Origin of the sequence: Nocardia sp. NPDC058633 (assembly GCF_042717045.1) — a bacterium.
GTDB lineage: Bacteria > Actinomycetota > Actinomycetes > Mycobacteriales > Mycobacteriaceae > Nocardia.
On the sequence record NZ_JBHXRA010000001.1, the window covers coordinates 55454 to 75287 of the forward strand.

Below are 19834 nucleotides of genomic sequence, written 5' to 3' on the forward strand. Positions count from 1 at the left end.
GAGGTCGGTGATCCACCGACCTCGACGAGTGTCTGCTCGGCGTCGGACGACGGTGATGCCGAGCGTGACGAATCGACCGCTCGGCGATGTTGCTTCCGGTGCCTCAACGGGTGCGTCGGTCGACCTCGACATCGGCGAAGGAGCTCACCCAACGGTGAGGCGGGCGTGGGGGATTGGGTTCGCCGGGGCGGTGTACGCCGACGACCTGCCAGCCCGCGGTTTCGGCGGCGTCGAGTTCGTCCGGGTGGTCGGAGAGGAACAGGATCTCCGCCGGGGGGACGGCGATGCGATCGGCGATGCAGGTGTAGGACGCCGCCTCGCGTTTGGGGCCTGTATTCACCAGGTCGAAGTGGTCGATGATGAGGTCGGACAAGTCGCCCGCGTCGGCGAAGGTGAACCAATCTCGTTGGTTGCGTTCGGACCCCGAGGAATAGACGTACAGCCCGAAGCCGCCGGCGTGCCAGGCTTTCAGCGCGGGGGCCACATCGTCGAAGAAGCGGCCGCGCAGCGCGCCCGCGCGGAACCCTTGGGCGCAGATCGCGCCCTGAGCCGTCTTGAGCGGCTCGGCTTTGACATCGGATGCCAGCCAGCCACGCAGGATCTCGGCGATGCGGTCGGGCCCCGCGTCGGGTTCACCGGCCAGCTCGCGGGTGGCGGTGATCACCGAATCCGCTGTGCCGTCGGTGTTCTCGGACAACCAGGCGGGTAGGTGGGCGGCGGTGTACCCGTAGAGGTCGGTGCGGACCGCGTCGGTAGGGCTGGTGGTGCCCTCGATATCGAGGACGATCGCGCGGGTCACGCGAGCAGGTCGTCGAGCGTCGGGAAGTTCGCGCTGATCTTGTCGCCGGTGAAGTCGCCGACCCAGCCGTCGGCCTCCTCGAAGAAGCGGATGGCGATGAAGTCGGGGGTGGTGCCCATATCGAACCAGTGCAGGGTGCCCGCGGGCACCGAGAGCAGGTCGCCCGCTTCGCAGACCGTCGCGAGCACGGCGTCGCCCACATGCAGGTAGAAGCAGCCGCGGCCCGCGGCGAAGAAGCGCACCTCGTCTTCGGCGTGGCGGTGCTCGTCGAGGAACTTCGCGCGCGCACCGGCGGCGGTGGCGGGCCACTGCGGGTCGTCGGCGTCGGGGTGGATGCGGGCCACGTCGATGTGCTCGTAGCGGCCCGAGGCATTGAGTTCGGCGATCTGCGGGCCGTAGTGGGCGAGCAGGGTGTCGGAGTCGGTGACGGCGGCGTCGGCGCGGACGTCCCAGTGCGAGTAGGCGATACCGTGCTGTGCCAGCTCGGCGGCGATCTCGGTGGGATCGGTGGTACGCACGCGGACGTCGGCGGCATTGTCGGCGGCCATCACTTGCAGCAGGGTCATGTCGGTCCGATCTCGAGAGACGTGGCGTCGGTGCGTCCGGTACGGGCGATCAACTCGCACAGGGCTTCCAGGCACTCGGCGCGATCACGCGCCTGGGCGAGAGTGTCACCCCAGGTGGTGATCCCGTGCGCGGCGATGAACAGAATCGGTGGGGCATCAGGGTTTTCGCCGAGGTAGTTTTCGATGTCGGCGCCGATCCGTGCCACCTCCGGCCAGTTCGGGAAAACCGGGATCGACACCGTCGACGGGTCTGCCAGGCCGAATCCCTTGAGCAGTTCGAAACCACTGATCCGCACCGAGGTGACCGTGTCGCCGGGCCGCGCGGCGGTGGTTGCCAACGCGGTGGCGAACGGAGAGTGCACGTGCACTACCGCGCCGGCGCAGCGGGTGCGATAGACGGCGGTGTGAATGCTGGTCTCCGCGGACGGTTTCCGGCTCTGGCCCGGGCGCGGCGTGGCGTCGGCGATCGTGACGAGAACCGAATCGTCGGCGCTCAGTTCACCTTTGGACAACCCGCTGGCGGTGATGAGGGCATCGCGGCCGGTTTCGGCGGAGTCGATCCGCACCGAGATATTGCCGGCCGTGCCCGGCATCCACCCGCGCTCATAGAGCTGACGGGCGATGGCGGCGATCGCCAGACCTTGTTCGGCCACATCCGGGGACTCACCGGGCGGTGCGAAATGACCCTGTGCGCGATACTCGCGCGCCTCGTCGGAATTCGCGGCAGGGCCCTGGGCGTCGAAGGAATTGCGGTAGACCACACCGTTTTCGGTGACTACCGCGGTGACCAGGTCGGTAGGTGTCACGTCGAACGCCGGGTTGAACACCGCGGTGTCCGCCGGTGCCGTCGCGACCCCGCCGAATCCGGTGACCTCGGCGGCGGCCCGCTGCTCCACCACGATCTGCGCGCCGGTCGCCATCGCGGTGTCGCGGGTGGATTCCGGGGCCACCACGATGAACGGAATGCCGTGATGGCGGGCGGCCAGCGCCAGGGCGAAGGTGCCGATCTTGTTCGCGACATCGCCGTTGGCGGTGATCCGGTCCGCGCCCACGAGCACGGCGTCGACCTGGCCGGTCGCCATCGCCCAAGCGGCAGCGGAATCGATGGTCAGCCGGTGCGGGATGCCCGCCTCGGCCAGTTCCCACGCGGTGAGTCGGGCGCCCTGCAACAACGGGCGGGTCTCGTCGACGATCACGTCCGCCACGGCGCCGCGCTCGTGCAGCACCCGCAACGCGCCGATCGCGGTGCCCACCGCGCTGGTGGCCAGGCGGCCGGTATTGCAGTGGGTGAGCAGTCGTAGCGGCTGCCGACCGCACAGCTGTTGCACCAGGTCGGCGGCATGGGTGGCGGCGGCGAGGTTGACTCGCCCGTCCTCGGCGAGCATGTCCAGGGTTTCGGCCAGCACCGCGTCGGCGCCGTCGGCGATCCGGCCACGCACCCGATCGACCGCCCATGCCAGATTGACGGCCGTCGGTCGCGCCGCGGCGATACGGTCTGCCTCGGCCTGCGCAGCGGCCACGTCGACCACGGCGGCAGCACGGGCGTGTGCCGCACTGTCGCCGACGACGCTTGTCGCACCGGGTGTGCTGTGGGCCGGGGTTCTTGTCACGTTAGGCGCGCTGTGGGCCAGGGTGCTTGTCGTGCCGGGTGCGCTGTGGGTCGGACTGCTCGGCGCACCGGGTGTGGTGTGGGCTGGCGTTGTTGTGTCGGGCGAGCTGTGGGCTGGGCCGCTTGGTGCCCCGGGTGCGCTGCTCGGCGCGCCGAGCGTGGTATCGGCCGGGGCGCCCGGCTCTGCGGGAGCGCGCGTGTGTGCCCTGGTGGCGATGACCACGCCGAACGCCCCCGCGATCCCGATCGCCGGAGCGCCGCGGATGGCGAGAGTGGTGATCGCTTCGATGATCTCGTCGACGGTGCGCAGGCGCAGTTCGCGTACCTCGTGCGGCAGTCCGCGCTGGTCGATGGTGACGAGCGCACCGTCGTCCCAGATCAGGGAACTGTCGTCCATGGGTCTGTCCTCGCTGCGCGGTAGATCTGGCTACGCAACGGTATCCGACCTGGACCGGAGCCGGAATGCTGGGCCCCGCGCCGGGCGCACACTATTCGCCCGAACGGTCGAGAATGCGACGGTGAGTCCGACTTGTGAACGCTCAGCGCGGTTCAGTCACGATCCGGTCGTGGCATACCTGGCCGTCGACCGGGCTCGGGCGCCGTATCCGGGCCGGATCGGCGAAACCGGCGCGGAGCGCGCGGCATTCGCCGCACCGGCTCCGGAGTGCAACCGCCGCCAGTTCGACGCGGTGCCCGTTCCCGATCCGTCGACGGTTCGGCGTGGGCGGGGCGAATCCGCGGGAGGCGCGCTACCGAGAGTGGGGGCATGACGTGGACGAGCCGCCGGTAGCGATACCGGCGGCTCGTCGACACATCTATCAGTGATGGCCGGGGCGGCGCTGCTCACGCCGATCGTCCTGGCCTGCTCGCGGCATCCCTTGCGAGTCCTGCCCCTGCTCCTGCCGCTGCTCCTGCTGCTGGCGCGGCATCTGCTTGGGCATCTTCTTCGGCGCTTTCCTAGACTTGTCAGCCATCTCCACACGGTCCTTTCCGAGGGATAAAGGATAAAGCCTTCAACGCACTGTCCGACGCAATCCACCTCGCGTGCGGGGCGTCCCACGCCTGACCCGACCAACAATAAGCACCATTACGGCGTGGCGGTAGACCTGCGGCGAAAATAGGTTTCCTACCGGCGCAAATGCGGCGTGTCAGTCCCGTGAACGGCGGCTGCCGATCGGAAAATGCCTGGTCGGAGAGCTTTCGGCGGAACAATCGGTGGATTTCGCCGTCGACTGCGCATCGCCGCCCGTATTCCAGATTTCGCCATTCTGTGCCGACGCGTGAATTGCGGCGGGATCTCGACCGTTTTCGAAAGTCTCGGAATGGCCTTCGGTCAGCAAGGGAGCGGGAGGAATTCGACGGTTGAACCGTCGGTGGCTCCGGGCGGGACTATGACCAAGCCGTCGCGGTCTATCAGGCCGGCCAGGTGAGCGGTGCGGACTGTGGGATCGCCCAGCCAGCCGCCGTCGGGGGCGTAGCGGGCGGGGGTGATGCGTTGCACCGGTGCGGTGATCTCGGCGGCGTTGTGGAGGGGGCCGAGGATCTTTCTGGGCAGGGCGGCGCCGGTGCGGGCGGCGACGATCGCCGGCGTCAGGGCGAGGAGAACGGCGATGGCCGCGAACGGGTTGCCGGGCAGGCCGAGGACGGTCGGTCCGGTGGGTAGTTCGGCGACGACAGTGGAACCGCCTGGGCGCAGGGCGAGTCGGGGGACCAGGATGCGCGCTCCGGCGCGGGCGATGGCGGTGCGAAGCTGGTCGGCCGCGCCGCCGCCGGTGGCACCGACAACGACGAGCAGGTCGAAATCGGAGGTATCGGTGAGCATCTCGTCGAAGCTGTGCGCGGTGTCGCGCAGGTGGACACGGTCGACGACGCGAACACCGCAGCCGGCGAGCAGATCTGGCAGGACGGGGCCGATCGAGTCGCGGGTCTGGCCGGTCTGGAGGGGGCCGGTGCTGCGAATTTCGTCGCCGGTCATGACAATTCGTGCGCGGACCGGTCCGCGCACCGTGCCTGTGGTGACCTCGACCGAGGCGGCGGCCGAGCGTAGGGCGGCGGTGACCCGAGTGCCCGCGGGGGCGACGAGGTCGCCGATCTTTCTGTCCTCGCCGCTGTTTCGGACATCGCCGCGGACCGGGGTGTCGGGCAGGCGGGTCAGCTCGTCGGCGGTGACAGCGGCGAATTCGTCGCGCAGCACCGACGTGGTGCCGTCGGGGACGTGGGCGCCGGTGGCGATGCGGACCGCTTCGCCGGGCCGCAGGCCCTGCGGCCGAGCACCGCCCGCGAAGCCGACGTCGCGGCGTAACTGCCACGGACCGTCGCCGCAGACGGCGTAACCATCCATGGCGGAGACGTCGAAGCGGGGCAGTGGGCCCGCGGCGGTGATCGGCGCGGCCAGCGCGGCACCGGGGACTTCGCTCAGTGCGGCCTCATAGGCGACCAGGGGAGTCAGGCCGGCGCCGAGACGTTCGCGCGCTTCGGTGAGGTCGAGACGAGCCGACGCCCGGTCGGTGGCCACGGCTTCGCGGGCGCGGCGCACCTCGTCCTCGGTGTCGCAGTCGGCGATATCGGGCAGTTCCACCAGGATGGTCTCGGCGGGCACGATGGCCTTCATCGGCTGGTTGACCAGCGAATCCAACCCGGCCAGCGCTTCCGCGAGCGCACTGCGCCGCCAAACGCCGACGAGATATTGCGGTCGGCCGGACGCGTCGATGGCGAACACCGCATCAGCGGTGGATTCGGTTGCGCTGCGGAGCAATTGGTGGACGGTCTCGTCGGTGAGGAAGGGCATGTCGGCCGCGAGCACCACGACCAGGGGCGCGGCGGAGTCGAGCGCGGTGAGGCCGGTGCCGATCGCGGCGACCGGTCCGGAACCCGGCGGCACCTCACGAACCTGCCCGAATCGGTCATCGAGTTCGCGACGATGCGGTCCGACCACGACGACCTCGGCGCAGTCGCGCACCGCGTCCAACGCCGCGTCGAGCATCGAGCGGCCACCGATCACGATCGCCGGTTTGTCGACCCCGCCCATCCGGCTGGCTCGCCCACCCGCGAGCACAATGGCGTCGGCGGCGGTCATCGGCTGATCCTGGATCGGGTAATCGGCACGAAAGTCATGCTAGTAGGCGTGATGCCGGGGCTAGAGCCGCCCGCGCAGCCGAGCGCGGCGGTGGATCAGCGGTGACGACCTTCGTCGGCTCGGCGCGGACGGAACCTGTCCTCTCGCGATGCTCGGACGCCCGCCGCGGACCCGCACCACCGACGTAGGGGTTCATCGACCTCGACACCTTCGGAACCCTCGTTGAAGACCGAAGCATGCGAACCCGTTCAGTTGGGCCGGCGATCCGGCGGGAGCCGGTATATGCGCGGTCGCGAGCTCGCCGTTCAGAGTCGCGCCGTGCGCAGGACGACCCGGCCGTCGACGATCGCAACGCCCTCCTCGGTGAGCAGTCGCAGCTGGCGGGTGGCGAGGTGCGCGGCGGGGCGTCCGCTGGAGCCGATGACACGATGCCAGGGGAGATCGGCGGAGTCGGTGCGCATGATCCAGCCGACCGTGCGCGCCGAGGACAGCCCGGCCGCGGCGGCGATATCGCCGTAGGTGGCGACGCGGCCCGGCGGGATCGCGGCGACGAGTTCGCGGACCCTCTCGACCTGTTCCTCCGTGGTGACGGCCATCGGGCTACAGGACCGCGGCGATCAGCGCGGCCGTGTCGGCGGGGCGGGCCTGGGCGACCATGTGGTCGCAGTCCCAGACCTCGGCGGTGAAGCTGGTGAGGTGGGCGGTGAGGGCGGCCAGGAACTGCGCGCCGACATACGGCGGTTGCACCTTGGCGGCGCGGACCAGCACCGTCGGCACATCGGCGGGCGGCAGCACGAACGGACGCGCCAGCTGACTCCAGTACGAGGTGATCGCGGGCTGGAAGACGCGCCAGCCGACCCGGCCTGCCTCGGTCGGCACGAGGTGTTCGGCCAACTCCCGTTCGAGCACCTCGGGGTCTACTTCGTCGGGTCCCCACGCGCTGACCTGCTTGTCGGAACGGGCTTCGGCGAGGTCGGTGTAATCGGGCGAGGCGAGGTTGGCCAGAGCGACCTGTTCGATCAGCTTCGCGTCGATGCCGATCGCGGGATCGAGCAGGACGAGGGCGCGCACCAGATCGGGGTGCTGCCGGGCCAGGTGAATGCCCGCGGCGCCGCCGAAGGAGTGGCCGACCACGACGACCGGGCCGTCGGTCTCGGCGCGCAGCAATTGCGCGAGATCGGCGACGATCGTTTCGAGATCCCACGGCGGCAGCGAGGTGGAACGGCCGTGTCCGCGCAGGTCGGGGGCGATGATCCGGGCTTGTGGCAGGTGCTCGGTGGCGAGGGTTTCCCACCGGTTGCCATGGCCGGTGAGACCGTGCAGGGCGAGGACGACGGGACCGTCGGCGGGGCCGAATCGGTACACATGAAGCGACGACACAGCTGCCATTCTGGCCGGTCGCGCGCGGTCTCGCAGGAGGTCCCCCCGGGACGGGTGCGCCGGTGTGTCGGACTGGTCTGTTGCAATAGCCGATGTGGTGCGATCGGATAGCTCGGTGCGACTCGTGCGCCGGACAACGCGGGCGCCCCGGCCGCGGGCCTGGGGCGCGTCCGTTCGCGCGCTGTTCGCCGAGCAGGCACAGCCGGCGCCGCCGCGGCCGGGATGGCGGCCGTGGCAGGTGATGGGTGGGCCGGGCACGGGCAAGACCGCGCTGCTGGTGGACCTGGTGACCGCGCGGATCGTCGACGGCGCCGACCCGGCCTCGGTGCTGGTGCTCACCCACACCAAGCACGCGGCGGCCGCGTTGCGCGATGCGATCACCCACCAGTTGGGGCCAGGCGCGGGGGGTATTCCGGGCGCGAGCCGGGAACCGATGGTGCGGACGCTGCACTCCTACGCGTTCTCGGTGCTGCGTCGGCATGCGGAGCTACACGGCAATCCGCCGCCGCGACTGCTCACCGGCGCGGAACAGGACGCGGTACTGCGGGAGATGCTGCGCGGAGATCTCGCCGATATCGAAGACGGGGCGGGTGGATTGTGGCCGCCGCGGTTGCAGCCCGCACTGGCACTGGGCGGGTTCGCCGAGCAACTGCGCGACCTGATGCTGCGCGCGACCGAGCGCGGACTCGGGCCGGAGGACCTGATGGCACTCGGTCGCGAACACGACAACGACGCGTGGGTGGCGGCCGGGCGGTTCTTCCAGCGCTACGAGCAGGCGTCGATGCTGCGCTGGTCGGTCGGTGTCGCCGCACCGGAAGCCACCGCGCCCGCCCTCGATGCCGCCGAACTGGTCGGCGCCGCGCTGGACGCGCTGGCCGGTGATCGGAATCTGCTTGCCGGCGAACGAGATCGGATCCGATACCTGTTCGTCGACGACGCACAGCATCTCGACCCGCAGGCCGCGACACTCGTGCGGGCCATCGGCAGCGGGAGCGCGAGCACCGTCGTCACCGGCGACCCGGACCAGGCGGTCTTCACCTTCCGCGGCGCGGATTCGCACTTCCTCACCAACCTCGACACCGTCGCGCAGCGGCGCATCGTGCTGCGCCACAACCATCGCAGTGGTGCGCCGATTCGATTGGCGAACGCGCGCATCGCGGCGAGGCTGCCGGGGAGTGCGCGACACCGTGTCCTGCCCGGGCAGGAGAACGAACCACCCGAGAAGCCGGTAGTGGCTTCGGCCCTCGATGTGGACAGCGAACTGTTCGCCCACCTCGACCCGCGCGCCGAATCCGGCGCGACGCAGACCGCCGTACCTGGCGCCGAATCAGACGGATGGCCGGAACCTGCGCCACCCGAGGAGCAACCGCCACCCGAGGACCTACCTCCCGTCGACGAGTCGAGTGTGCGAGTGCGGGTGTTGTCGACTCCCGCCAAGGAGGCGGCGCTGATCGCCGACCATCTGCGTCGTGCGCATCTCACCGACGGTGTTGCGTGGTCGGCGATGGCGGTGATCGTGCGATCGGTGCCGTTGTCGCTGGCGCCGTTGCGGCGGGCACTGCTGGCCGCGGGCGTGCCGGTGCGCAGGCCCGCGGTGGCCGAGCCGTTGGCGCGTCGGCGCGGGGCGGCGTGGATGGTGCTCGCGCTGCGGGTGTTGCTGGCGGGGGATTCGTCGCGGCCGGGTTCACGGCGGGCGATCGACGCGATGTTCACCCCGGACGACGCGATGGATCTGCTGTCCGGGCCGCTCGGCGGTGCCGACCAGATCGCGCTGCGCCGGTTGCGTCGTGGTGTGCGGCGCAGCGTGCTCGACCTCGAACGCACAGGTGCCCTCGCCACACCCAGTGTGGACGGCGCCGACCAGTTCCTGCTCTGGGACGAGGCCGTACTCGCCCCGAGAATGCTTGAAACCGAACCGGATCCGGTCGACGACGAGTGGTCGCCGCCACCGGACCCGCTGCGCCCGGAACCCGAACCGGACTGGGATGTCGCCGAGCGGCTGCCCGACGACATCGATCTGCTCGATGTGGAGAACCCGCCTGCCGCGAACACTGTGGTGGAAGCCGTGCGTCCACCACCACCGGCGGTCCCGCTGATCGATCAGTCCTCGGCCGAGGTGTTGCGCGACCTGATCGTCGGCGTCGGCGAGCAACGACTGCTCGACGGGCTCACCGAAGTCGAAGCGGCACCGCTGCGTCGGGTGTTGCGCGCGGTGGCGAAGGCGAAGGAAACCCAGGCCAGGGGGCAGGGTCTCGAAGACGTCCTGTGGACGCTGTGGACGAATTCGAAGCTGGAACGCCGGTGGTTCCGGCAGTCGCGGCGCGGCGGAGCCTCGGGCATGCAAGCCGATCGCGACCTCGACGCGGCCGTCGAATTGTTCGATGCCGCCGCCGCCTACGTCGACCGGCTGCCGAAGGCCGGCATCGACGGGTTCGTCGAATACCTGCTGCACCAGCAACTCCCGCAGCAGGGTCGGCCGCTGACCGCCGAAGGTGACGCCGTGACCCTGCTCAGCGCGCACGCCGCGGTGGGCCGGGAATGGGACGTGGTGGCGGTGGCGGCCGTGCAGGAGGGCATCTGGCCCAACCCGCGGTCGAGGGGCACGCTGTTGCACACCGAAGACCTCATCGACCTGGTCGGCGGCGTGGATCCGAGCGCGACGGTGAGCAGGGCAGCGCCGATCCTGGCCGAAGAACGCAGGCTGCTGCTCGTGGCGTGCAGCCGCGCGCGGCGGTCGCTGCTGGTCACCGCGGTCGAATCCGCGGCGGGAGACCAGGATCTGGTGCCGTCACGGTTTCTCGCCGAACTCGTCGGCGACGACGACAACGGCGAACCGGGCGCGCTACCGGTCGCCGATCCGGGGCGCGCGCTGGTGATGCACGCGCTGGTCGCCGAATTGCGCGGAGTGGTGTGTGATCCCGGGGCCGACGCCGAGCGACGCGACCGGGCCGCCCGCCAACTGGCGCGGCTGGCCGACGCCGGCGTGCCGGGCACCGACCCCGACGACTGGTACGGCACCGCCGAACTGAGCTCACAGCGCGAACTCTGGGACGACGACGATTCGCCGATCGGGTTGTCGCCCTCGACCGTGGAACTGCTGCGCACCTGTCCGCTGCGGTGGGCGTTGGAACGACACGGCGGCACCGACGGCGACAACCCGCACGCGGTGAAGGGCAATCTCGTGCACACCCTCGTGCAGGCGCTGGCCGGCGATGTCCCCGAGGCGCAGGTGCGCGCGGCGTTGGACCAGGCGTGGCGAACGATCGACCCCGCCGACGGCTGGCATTCGCGTCAGGAACTGCGCCGCACCGAGACGATGCTGGAGACCTTCCTCGCCTGGGTGCGCACCACGCGCGGCGAGCTCACCCAGGCCGGGATCGAGGTGCCGGTGGACTGCGTGTTGCCCCCGCGTGCGGAAGGCGCACGGGCCGTGCGGATTCGGGGACGAATCGATCGGCTCGAACGGGATGGGCAAGGGCGTTTCGTCATCGTCGACGTGAAGACGGGCAAGACGCCGGTCAGTGAGAAAGCGGTGGCCGATCACGCGCAGCTGGCGACCTATCAGGTGGCGGCCGCGCACGGCGCACTGGACGAGGAGGACTCCGACGAGCCCGCGCCCGCGGTCGACCCGGGTGGCGCGCGGCTGGTCTACGTCGCCAAGCCGAACCGCAAGACCGGCGCGGCCGAGCGGACGCAGAGCGCGCTCGACAGCGAGGGACTCGACCAGTGGCGCACCACCATTCACGATGCGGCCGATGCGACGCGCGGGCCCGGCTATCTGGCGGTGCGTAACGACGGATGTCGGCACTGCCCCGTCGCGGGCAGTTGCCCGGTGCAGGACACCGGACGGCAGGTGACCGACGAGTGAGCGGCGTGCGCGTCACCCCGCGGCAGCTGGCCGACGCGCTCGGCCTGCCACCCCCGACCGAGGAGCAGTCGGCGGTCATCGCCGCGCCACCCGGACCCACGTTGGTCGTCGCGGGCGCGGGCGCGGGTAAGACCGAGACGATGGCCGCGCGCGTGGTGTGGATGGTGGCCAATCAACTGGTCGCGCCCGACGAGGTACTCGGGCTCACATTCACCCGAAAAGCCGCCCAGCAGTTGACGTCTCGTATCCGTACGCGGCTGGCGCGGTTGGCCGGCGCGCCGCTGCTGCGCGAGATCGACCCCAGCGGCGCGTTGCGCGCGATCGTCGCCGGGGCCGAGCCGGAGATCAGCACCTACCACTCCTACGCGGGCAGGCTGCTCACCGCGCACGGGTTGTTGCTGCCGGTGGAGCCCTCGGCGGCGTTGCTCACCCAGACCCAGCTGTGGCAGCTCGCGCACGAGGTGGTGCGGTCCTGGGACGGTGACCTCGACACCGACCGCACGCCGGTCTCGGTGACCGAGGCGGTGCTGGCGCTGTCCGGGCAGCTGGCCGAACACCTGGTGGAACCGGAGCAGTTGGCCGCGGCGCACGCGGAGCTGGAGAAGCTCGTGTACACGTTGCCCGCCGGTCCACGTCAACGCGGGGGACCGAGTCAGGCGCTGCTCGGCGTGGTGTCCGCGCAGCGTGAACGGGTAGCCCTGCTGCCCCTGGTTCGCCAGCTGGCCGAGGCCTTGAACCGCCGTGGCGCCCTGGATTTCGGATCGCAGATGTCGCTGGCCGCGCGGCTCGCCGTGGACCACCCGGAAGTCGCCGCCGCCGAACGCGGTCGATTCAAGCTGGTCCTGCTCGACGAGTACCAGGACACCGGCCACGCCCAACGGGTACTGCTGTCGGCACTGTTCGGCAATGCCGAAGCGGTGCAACAGGATCGGCCGAGAACGCCGGTGCGGATCCGTGGCGACGCGCGGCTGCCGCGTCCCGACGACGACGCCCTGTTCGCGATGGGTGAGCAGGATCCGGACCGGCTGGATCACGATGCTGCCACCGACAGCGCGGGGGGTGGTCGGGCGTCGGCCGGTCATCCTGGGAACGGCGCAGTGCGCGACCACGGTGATGACCGGGTAATGCGCAGTGCTGCAGAGAAATCCATGGCGCCTGTGCGGGCACTGGCCGTCACGGCGGTGGGTGACCCGATGCAATCCATCTATGGGTGGCGGGGCGCATCGGCGGCCAACCTGCCGAGGTTCGCCACCGACTTCCCCGCTGCGCCGGGGGTTCCCGCGCCGGTGCTGCCGCTGCTGACCAGTTGGCGGAATCCGCCCGAAGCGCTGGCCTTGGCGAATCTCGTGGCCGATCCGTTGCGGATGGTGGCGCGAGCCGCCGGTGGAGCGACGGTGGACGCGTTGCGGGCCAAACCGGCGGCGCAGGCAGGGGTGGTGGAGTTCGCGCTCACCGAAACCATCGCCCAGGAGCGCGAGTGGATCGCCGAGCGGATCGCGCGGGAATGGGGGACCGCGCGGGAGAACGAAGAGCCGCCGCCTACCTCGGCGGTGTTGATACGACGCAATGCCGATGCGGCGCCACTGGCCGAGGCGCTGCGTGAGCAGGGCCTGCCGGTCGAGATCGTCGGGCTCGGTGGGTTGTTGGCGACACCGGAGGTCGCCGATATCGTCGCCACACTGCGGTTGATCGCCGAGCCGGGGACCGGGAGTGCGGCGATTCGGATTCTCACCGGCGCGCGGTGGCGGATCGGGGTGGCCGATCTGGCCGCGCTGGCCCGGCGCGCGCGCATGCTGTCCATCGGCAGTCTGTCCGGCGACACCGCGAACGCGATCACCGATGCCGCCGGGCTGGCGACAGCGCTGCGCGAGGTGGCGCCCGAACCGACCGAACAGGCCGGACTGGCCGATGCCATCGCCGACCCCGGGGCGGCGGACCAGTATTCCGAGGCCGGATTCGCGCGGATCGCCGCGTTGAGCGAGGAGCTGGCCGCACTCCGGGAGCGCAGTGGGCAACCGCTGGTCGAGCTGGTGGCCGATGTCGAACGCACCATCGGGGTCGGCGTCGAGACGCAGACCAGGCGCGCTATCGCGGGTGGGGGCGCGGGCCGCGAACATCTCGACGCCTTCGCCGAGGTGGTCGCCGGGTACGCCGCCGACTCCCGAGCATCGCTGAGCGGCCTGCTGGCCTTCTTCACCGCGGCCGAATCGGTCGAAAACGGTTTGGAGCCGGGCGAAGTGGAGGTCGCTCGCGACCGCGTGCAGGTTCTCACCGTGCACGCCGCCAAGGGACTCGAGTGGGAAGTCGTCGCGGTGCCGCACGTGAGCGCCACCGTGTTCCCGTCGACCACGGCGCTGAGCACCTGGCTCGGGGCGCTCACCGAACTCCCCACCACCTTGCGCGGTGACCGCGCCCAGCCGGACGCCTCCGACGGTGTCCCCGTGCTCGACCTCGGCGCGGTAGGGGACCGCTCCGAACTCGAGCACGCGATCGCCGACCACAAGAACGCGCTCAAGAGCCGACGGCTCGACGAAGAACGCCGCCTGTTCTACGTCGCTCTCACCAGAACCGAACGGGTGCTGCTGGTTTCGTCCTACTACTGGCCGGAGACGGGCAGCTCGCAGAAGGGCCCGTCGGAGTTCTTGCTCGAACTCAAAGAAGCGAACGACAACCCGGACAGCGCGGCATACGGCGTCGCCACCATCGCCCGCTGGGACGACAAGCCGGCGCCGGACGCGGTGAACCCCTTCGCCGACAACCCGCCGACCGCACCGTGGCCCCGTGACCCACTCGGCAACCGCCGTGACCCCATCGAACAAGGCGCCGCGCTGGTCCGCGACGCTCTCGACGTACTGCGCAGCGGCACAACGGTGTCCGAGGACGGGCTCGACTCGGCGGACATCGTCGACGACGACCCCGAGGGCTGGATCAACGACGTCGACGCCCTCCTCGCCGAGTTCACCGCCGCCGAACTCGCCGAACAACGCGTGGAACTGCCCGGCCAACTCCCCGCCACCGCCCTGGTCGAACTACGCGCCGACCCCACCCGCCTGGCCGCCCGGCTGCGCCGCCCGCTCCCGTACCCCCCGAACCCGATGGCGCGGCGCGGCACCGCTTTTCACGCCTGGGTGCAGTCCTGGTTCGGCACCGAACAGTTGCTCGGCCTCGACGAATTGCCCGGCGCCGCCGACAGCGCAGGCGAAATGGGCCGCGCCGACCAGGAACTCGCCGCCATGCAGTCGGCCTTCCGGCGCTCACCGTGGGCGCACCGCAACCCCGTCGACGTGGAAGTGCCGTTCGAAACCAGTATCGCCGGCACGGTGATCCGCGGCCGCATGGACGCCGTGTTCGCCGAACCCGGTGGCCGGTGGATCGTGGTCGACTGGAAGACCGGCGCCGAACCCGGCCCCGCCGACGAGCCCACCGTCGCGATGCAGCTGGCCGTGTACCGACTCGCCTGGGCCCGGCTGATGGCCGCCCGCACCGGCGAGACCGAGGACCGGATGCTCCAACGCGTCGGCGCCGCATTCCATTACATCCGCTCCGGCCGCACCATCGCCCCCGAGCGGCTGGCGGGCCCCGCCGAACTGGAGCGCCTCATCCGCGACGCCGCACCGGCAAACATCGACGCCGATCCACACCAGGCCCACTGAGCCGATAGTGTTGCGGTCGCCGAGGAAAGCTCGAGGCGAACAAGGCCGGTCACCCGGCGGCGCAAGCCGCCAGGCCGAAAACACGCGGCGCCAGCCGCCGGAAATACAGGAGCAGGCATGTTCGGTGACCCGCGCAACCCGATCGGGTTGAGCAGTAGTCCCGACTACGCCCTGGTCGGCCTGTTGCGGATCCCGGCGGCGCAGTCCAGCCCGTGGGTTTCGCTCAGCCGTCGCGTGTTGTTCGCGATCGGACTGCTGTTCACCGCCGCGACCGTGGTCTACATCGGTCGCCACGGCTATCGCGACAGCACCGGTGACGAACTGTCGTTCCTGGACGCGATGTACTACGCGACGGTGTCGCTGTCGACCACCGGTTATGGCGATATCGCGCCGGTGACCGCCTCGGCACGGCTGATGAACATCATCGTCATCACCCCACTGCGCGTGCTGTTCCTGATCGTGTTGGTCGGTACCACTCTCGGCGTGCTGACCGAACGGTCGAGGCAGGCATTCAAGATTCAGCGATGGAGGCACACCGTGCGTAATCACACCGTCGTCGTCGGTTACGGCACCAAGGGCCGGACCGCGATCGATGCGATGGTCGGTGACGGGGTGCAGGTGTCCGACATCGTGGTGGTCGACACCGACGCCGTCGCACTGGAGGCCGCCGCCGCGGCAGGTCTGGTCACCGTGCACGGTTCGGCGACCAAATCCGACGTGCTGCGACTGACCGGCGTGCAGCGTGCCGCCGCGGTCGTTGTCGCGACCAATCGCGACGACACCGCCGTGCTGGTGACGTTGACCGCGCGCGAATTGAACAAGACGGCCAAGATCTCCGTGGCCATCCGCGAAGCGGAGAACACCCACCTGGTGCGCCAATCCGGTGCGGACTCGGTGGTGGTGTCCTCGGAGACCGCGGGTCGGTTGCTCGGTATCGCCACCACCACCCCGACGGTCGTGGAGATGATGGAGGACCTGCTCACGCCCGAGCAGGGCTTCGCCGTCGCCGAACGTGAGGTGGAGCCGAGCGAAGTGGGCGGATCACCGCGCCATCTCAGCGACATCGTGCTCGGCGTGGTGCGCAACGGCGCGCTGATCCGGGTCGGTGAACCCGAGGTCGACGCGCTCGACGCGGGCGACAAACTGCTCTACATCCGCCGCGTCGCGAAGTAGTCGACCGACCGAGGCGGGCGTCGCTGCGCCTTCGCTGCGGTGCGAGGAACGCCGCGCGTCGGCGCCCGTTATGCTCGGCAGCGTGTCGTTCCGGCTGAAAGACGTTCCGCTGCTGTCACGTTCCACCATCGACCGGGCCGAGCAGGCCCGGCTCGATCCCGGCGCCCTGCGCGAAGGGTGGGGCAAAGCGAAGGTTCTGCGAATCGACCCGCGCGGCAAAGTACGGGTGGAGGGCGACAAGATCGTCCTCGACGCGGCCGTATCGGTGGCCGACGCACCCGAGGAGGGCGCGGTCTTCCTCGGTGCCGTCGACGGCGCCCACCTCTGGGCGGTGCGTGCGCACGACCTCGACGGCACGCTGAAGGACCTGCGAACCCTCGGTGCCGTCGACGACTTCACCGCCGAGGTGCTGTCCACCGCCTACGCGCTGCTCAACTGGCACGACCGGTCCGCGTTTCACGGTGGCGACGGCACGGCGACCACGGCGGCGCGTGGCGGTTGGTCGCGGCTGACCGCCTCGGGGGAAGAGGAATTCCCGCGCATCGACCCCGCCGTGATCTGCCTGGTCCACGACGGTGCCGACCGCGTGCTGCTCGCCCGTCAGCAGAGCTGGCCGGAGACGATGTTCTCGCTGCTGGCCGGCTTCGTCGAAGTGGGCGAATCGCTGGAGCACTGCGTGGAACGCGAGGTCCGCGAGGAGGTCGGCGTCGACTTGCGTGACATCTACTACCTGGGCAGCCAGCCGTGGCCGTTCCCGCGCTCGCTGATGGTCGGCTTCGCCGCGGTCGGCGACCCCGCCCAGGAGTTGGTGTTCTCCGACGGCGAGATCGCCGAAGCGCACTGGTTCACCCGCGACGAGGTCCGCGCCGCCCTGCAGGCCGGCGACTGGTCGGCCAGGGAACCCGGCGTACGACTGCTCGTTCCCGGATCCATCTCGATCGCGCGATCGATCATCGAGGCTTGGGCGGACTGACCGCGATCACGCCTGCTGGGCGGCCAATGCCTGCTTGACCGCGGCCAGCGACGGGTTGGTCGCGGTGGAGCCGTCGCGGTACTTGATCGTGGGCACGACGTGGTTGCCGTTGTTGACGCTGCCGACGAACTCGGCCGAAGCGGGATCGTCTTCGATATCGATCACCGTGTAGGTGATGCCTGCCTCGTCGAGCTGGGTCCGCAGGCGTCGGCAATAGCCGCACCATGTGGTCGAGTACATCGTCAGATCTGGGTTTGCTTCAGTCACGCGATGTGCAACGTCGAAAAGCGCCGCCGTGTTCCTTGCCGCGCGGGCACCGGCGATGTGGAGCGGTGGTGAATCGGTGCGAACCGGCCGTGGGGACTGTGACCGGCGGTTCTTCGGGCCGCTCGGACCGGCGGCACGCGGCTGCGGGACAGAGCAGCGCTCGTTCGAGCACGGATGCGCCGGATCGTCGCCGCGGGATCGGCGGGCGTCGCGGTTTGTTGTCGGGGGGCGCTGTCATGATGGTGCGCGTGCCAGCACTCGATCTCACCGCCCTCGACCCGGAACAGGCCGCCGCGGTGCGGGCGCCGCGAGGCCCGGTTTGCGTACTCGCCGGTGCGGGCACCGGTAAGACCAGGACGATCACGCATCGGATCGCGCACCTGATCTCGGGTGGACATGTGAAAGCCGACCAGGTGCTGGCGGTGACCTTCACGGCGCGGGCGGCCGGGGAGATGCGCAATCGGTTGCGCACGATGGGGCTCGGGGGCGATGCCGGGCAGGTGCAGGCGCGCACCTTCCACGCCGCGGCGCTGCGTCAGTTGCGGTACTTCTGGCCGCAAGTGGTGGGCGATGTGCCGTGGCGGCTGCTCGACAGCAAGTTTCCGGTGGTCTCCCAGGCGGCGCAACGGGCGGGGCTGCGAGCCTCCACCGAAATGGTGCGCGATCTGCTCAGCGAGATCGAATGGGCCAAGGCCTCGCTGATCGCGCCGGAGGACTACCCGGCCGCTGCCGCCAGGCACCATCGTGACGCGCCGGTCGATGTCGCCAAGGTCGCCGAGGTCTACACGGGCTACGAATCCGCGAAAGCCTCCGCCGACGGCCTGCTGCTCGACTTCGACGACCTACTCCTGCACACCGCGGCCGCGCTCGAGGACTACCCGGCCGTGGCCGACGAGTTCCGCGGTCGCTACCGCAGTTTCGTCGTCGACGAATACCAGGACGTCACGCCCTTGCAGCAGCGGGTGCTCGACGCGTGGCTCGGCGAACGCGACGACCTCACCGTCGTCGGCGACGCGAACCAGACCATCTACTCGTTCACCGGCGCCACCCCGTCCTACCTGCTCGATTTCTCCCGGCGCTTCCCCGACGCCACCGTGGTCCGGCTCGAACGCGACTACCGGTCCACACCCCAGGTGGTGTCGCTGGCCAATCGGGTCATCGGTGCCGCGCGCGGGCGCATCGCGGGTACCCGCCTGGCGCTGATCGGCCAGCGCCCGGACGGCCCCGAACCGGAATTCGCCGAGTACGCCGACGCGCAGGCCGAGGCCGTCGCCGTCGCCGGGCAGATCCAGAAACTGATCGCCGCCGGGACCCCCGCCTCCGAGATCGCGGTGCTGTACCGGACCAACGCCCTGTCGGAACCGTTCGAGCAGGTGCTGGGTGCGCGGGCCATCCCGTTCCAGGTGCGTGGAGGCGAGGGGTTCTTCCAGCGTCAGGAGGTGCGCCAAGCCGTGTCGGCGTTGCGTCAGGTCGACGCGCGCGACGACCTGCCCGACGAGGCACGCAGCGGATCGTCGCTGATCACGCTGGTGCGCGCCGCGCTGGCACCGGTCGGGCTCACCGCGGAGGAACCGGCGGGCGCGCAGGCGAAGGAACGATGGTCCTCGCTGCTGGCGCTGGTGCAGCTCACCGAGGAACTGGTGAGCCACGACGACGAGATGGACCTGACGGCGCTGCTGCGCGAACTCGCGACCCGCGCCGAGGCCAAACACCCACCGACCGTCGACGGCGTCACGCTGGCCTCGCTGCACGCGGCCAAGGGGCTGGAATGGGACGCGGTGTTCCTGGCCGGACTCACCGACGGCTCGCTGCCGATCTTCCATGTGCTCGGCAGGAAGAACGCGCCCATCGACGAAGCGGGCTTGGAGGAGGAGCGGCGTCTGCTCTACGTCGGCGTCACGCGGGCGCGCGAACATCTGAGCCTGTCGTGGACACAGCGGCGGCTGCAGGCAGGCGGCGACTACCGGCCGGTGACCAGGTCGCGGTTCCTCAACGGACTGATCCCGGACAGCTCCGCCGCCTCGCGGATCGCCGTCGAGGTCCCGGCCAAGGCCGAGGCACCCCGGCCGCTGTGTCGGGTGTGCCTCAAGCCGTTGATCGGCACCTATGCCACCATGCTCGGTCGCTGCAGGCGCTGCCCGGGCGAAGTCGACCCGCAACTGCTCGAGGCGCTGAAGGAATGGCGGGCCGAGAAGGCCGAGGCCCTGCAGCGGCGCGACTTCGTGGTCTTCACCGACACCACTCTCACCGCCATCGCCGAACAGTTGCCCGCCGACGACGCCGCGCTGGCGGCGATCGCGGGCATCGGCGCGAAGAAGATCGAACAGTACGGTGCCGACGTGCTCGCCATCGTCGCGTCACGTTTGCGAGCGACGGCACAAAACCCCAGGTAGAAAATAAGTTGTTCGGTTCTCGATCATTGCCTATGGTGGAGAACACGCACCGAGAGTGATCTCGGTGCGCGGTAATT

General features: G+C 70.1%; 14 protein-coding genes. 6 read left to right on the top strand and 8 right to left on the bottom strand.

Translation table 11 applies throughout. From position 1 onward, the window contains the following. Nucleotides 1-103 precede the first annotated feature (103 nt). Genes mtnC through mtnA form a run of 3 tightly spaced genes read right to left on the bottom strand, consistent with a single transcriptional unit; the run spans nucleotide 104 to nucleotide 3371 of the window. Nucleotides 104-799 carry an acireductone synthase gene (mtnC, locus tag ACFWUR_RS00220; protein WP_378899449.1) on the bottom strand — a complete coding sequence of 232 codons (696 nt, stop codon included), beginning with the start codon at nucleotides 797-799 and terminating at the stop codon, nucleotides 104-106. Next, the gene (locus tag ACFWUR_RS00225) at nucleotides 796-1365 is read right to left on the bottom strand and encodes an acireductone dioxygenase (protein ID WP_378899453.1); all 570 of its coding nucleotides are present in this window, start codon (nucleotides 1363-1365) and stop codon (nucleotides 796-798) included. The genes mtnC and ACFWUR_RS00225 overlap by 4 nt, the downstream gene beginning before the upstream one ends. Beyond that, nucleotides 1362-3371 (bottom strand): S-methyl-5-thioribose-1-phosphate isomerase, encoded by a 2010-nt coding sequence (gene mtnA, locus ACFWUR_RS00230; RefSeq protein ID WP_378899456.1) that lies wholly within the window; start codon nucleotides 3369-3371, stop codon nucleotides 1362-1364. The genes ACFWUR_RS00225 and mtnA overlap by 4 nt, the downstream gene beginning before the upstream one ends. Nucleotides 3372-3540: 169 nt before the next feature. On the opposite strand from mtnA, the gene ACFWUR_RS00235 reads away from it, so the two are divergent. Next, complete coding sequence (locus ACFWUR_RS00235) at nucleotides 3541-3744, top strand: hypothetical protein (protein WP_378899459.1); 204 nt, start codon at nucleotides 3541-3543, stop codon at nucleotides 3742-3744. 48 nt (nucleotides 3745-3792) lie between these two features. On the opposite strand, the gene ACFWUR_RS00240 is transcribed toward ACFWUR_RS00235, so the two are convergent. From ACFWUR_RS00240 to ACFWUR_RS00255, 4 genes are all read right to left on the bottom strand, one after another. Further along, a complete protein-coding gene (locus ACFWUR_RS00240; protein WP_378899462.1) occupies nucleotides 3793-3948 on the bottom strand; it encodes a hypothetical protein in 156 nt (51 codons plus the stop codon). 359 nt (nucleotides 3949-4307) lie between these two features. Next, a complete protein-coding gene (locus tag ACFWUR_RS00245; RefSeq protein ID WP_378899465.1) occupies nucleotides 4308-6050 on the bottom strand; it encodes an NTP transferase domain-containing protein in 1743 nt (580 codons plus the stop codon). Between the two features lie 305 nt (nucleotides 6051-6355). Further along, nucleotides 6356-6646: an MGMT family protein gene (locus ACFWUR_RS00250; RefSeq protein WP_378899468.1), complete on the bottom strand. Its 291-nt coding sequence runs from the start codon at nucleotides 6644-6646 to the stop codon at nucleotides 6356-6358. 4 nt (nucleotides 6647-6650) lie between these two features. Further along, the gene (locus ACFWUR_RS00255; RefSeq protein WP_378899471.1) at nucleotides 6651-7439 is read right to left on the bottom strand and encodes an alpha/beta fold hydrolase; all 789 of its coding nucleotides are present in this window, start codon (nucleotides 7437-7439) and stop codon (nucleotides 6651-6653) included. Nucleotides 7440-7527: 88 nt separating this feature from the next. Here ACFWUR_RS00255 and ACFWUR_RS00260 point away from each other — a divergent pair, with 88 nt between their 5' ends. The 4 genes from ACFWUR_RS00260 to nudC all read left to right on the top strand — a co-directional run bounded on the left by ACFWUR_RS00260 (nucleotide 7528) and on the right by nudC (nucleotide 17097). Continuing rightward, nucleotides 7528-11298, top strand: coding sequence for an ATP-dependent helicase (locus ACFWUR_RS00260; RefSeq protein ID WP_378900532.1), 3771 nt, complete (start codon nucleotides 7528-7530; stop codon nucleotides 11296-11298). Continuing rightward, a complete protein-coding gene (locus tag ACFWUR_RS00265; protein ID WP_378899474.1) occupies nucleotides 11229-14951 on the top strand; it encodes an ATP-dependent helicase in 3723 nt (1240 codons plus the stop codon). The genes ACFWUR_RS00260 and ACFWUR_RS00265 overlap by 70 nt, the downstream gene beginning before the upstream one ends. A 117-nt stretch (nucleotides 14952-15068) precedes the next feature. Further along, a complete protein-coding gene (locus tag ACFWUR_RS00270; protein ID WP_378899477.1) occupies nucleotides 15069-16124 on the top strand; it encodes a potassium channel family protein in 1056 nt (351 codons plus the stop codon). Between the two features lie 70 nt (nucleotides 16125-16194). Beyond that, nucleotides 16195-17097 carry an NAD(+) diphosphatase gene (gene nudC / locus ACFWUR_RS00275; protein ID WP_378899480.1) on the top strand — a complete coding sequence of 301 codons (903 nt, stop codon included), beginning with the start codon at nucleotides 16195-16197 and terminating at the stop codon, nucleotides 17095-17097. 6 nt (nucleotides 17098-17103) lie between these two features. On the opposite strand, the gene ACFWUR_RS00280 is transcribed toward nudC, so the two are convergent. Continuing rightward, nucleotides 17104-17337 carry a mycoredoxin gene (locus ACFWUR_RS00280; protein ID WP_056812750.1) on the bottom strand — a complete coding sequence of 78 codons (234 nt, stop codon included), beginning with the start codon at nucleotides 17335-17337 and terminating at the stop codon, nucleotides 17104-17106. A gap of 263 nt (nucleotides 17338-17600) precedes the next feature. Between ACFWUR_RS00280 and ACFWUR_RS00285 the strand changes: the two genes are divergently transcribed. Then, on the top strand, nucleotides 17601-19757 hold the full coding sequence (locus tag ACFWUR_RS00285; protein ID WP_378899483.1) for an ATP-dependent DNA helicase UvrD2: 2157 nt from the start codon (nucleotides 17601-17603) through the stop codon (nucleotides 19755-19757). Nucleotides 19758-19834: the final 77 nt, after the last annotated feature.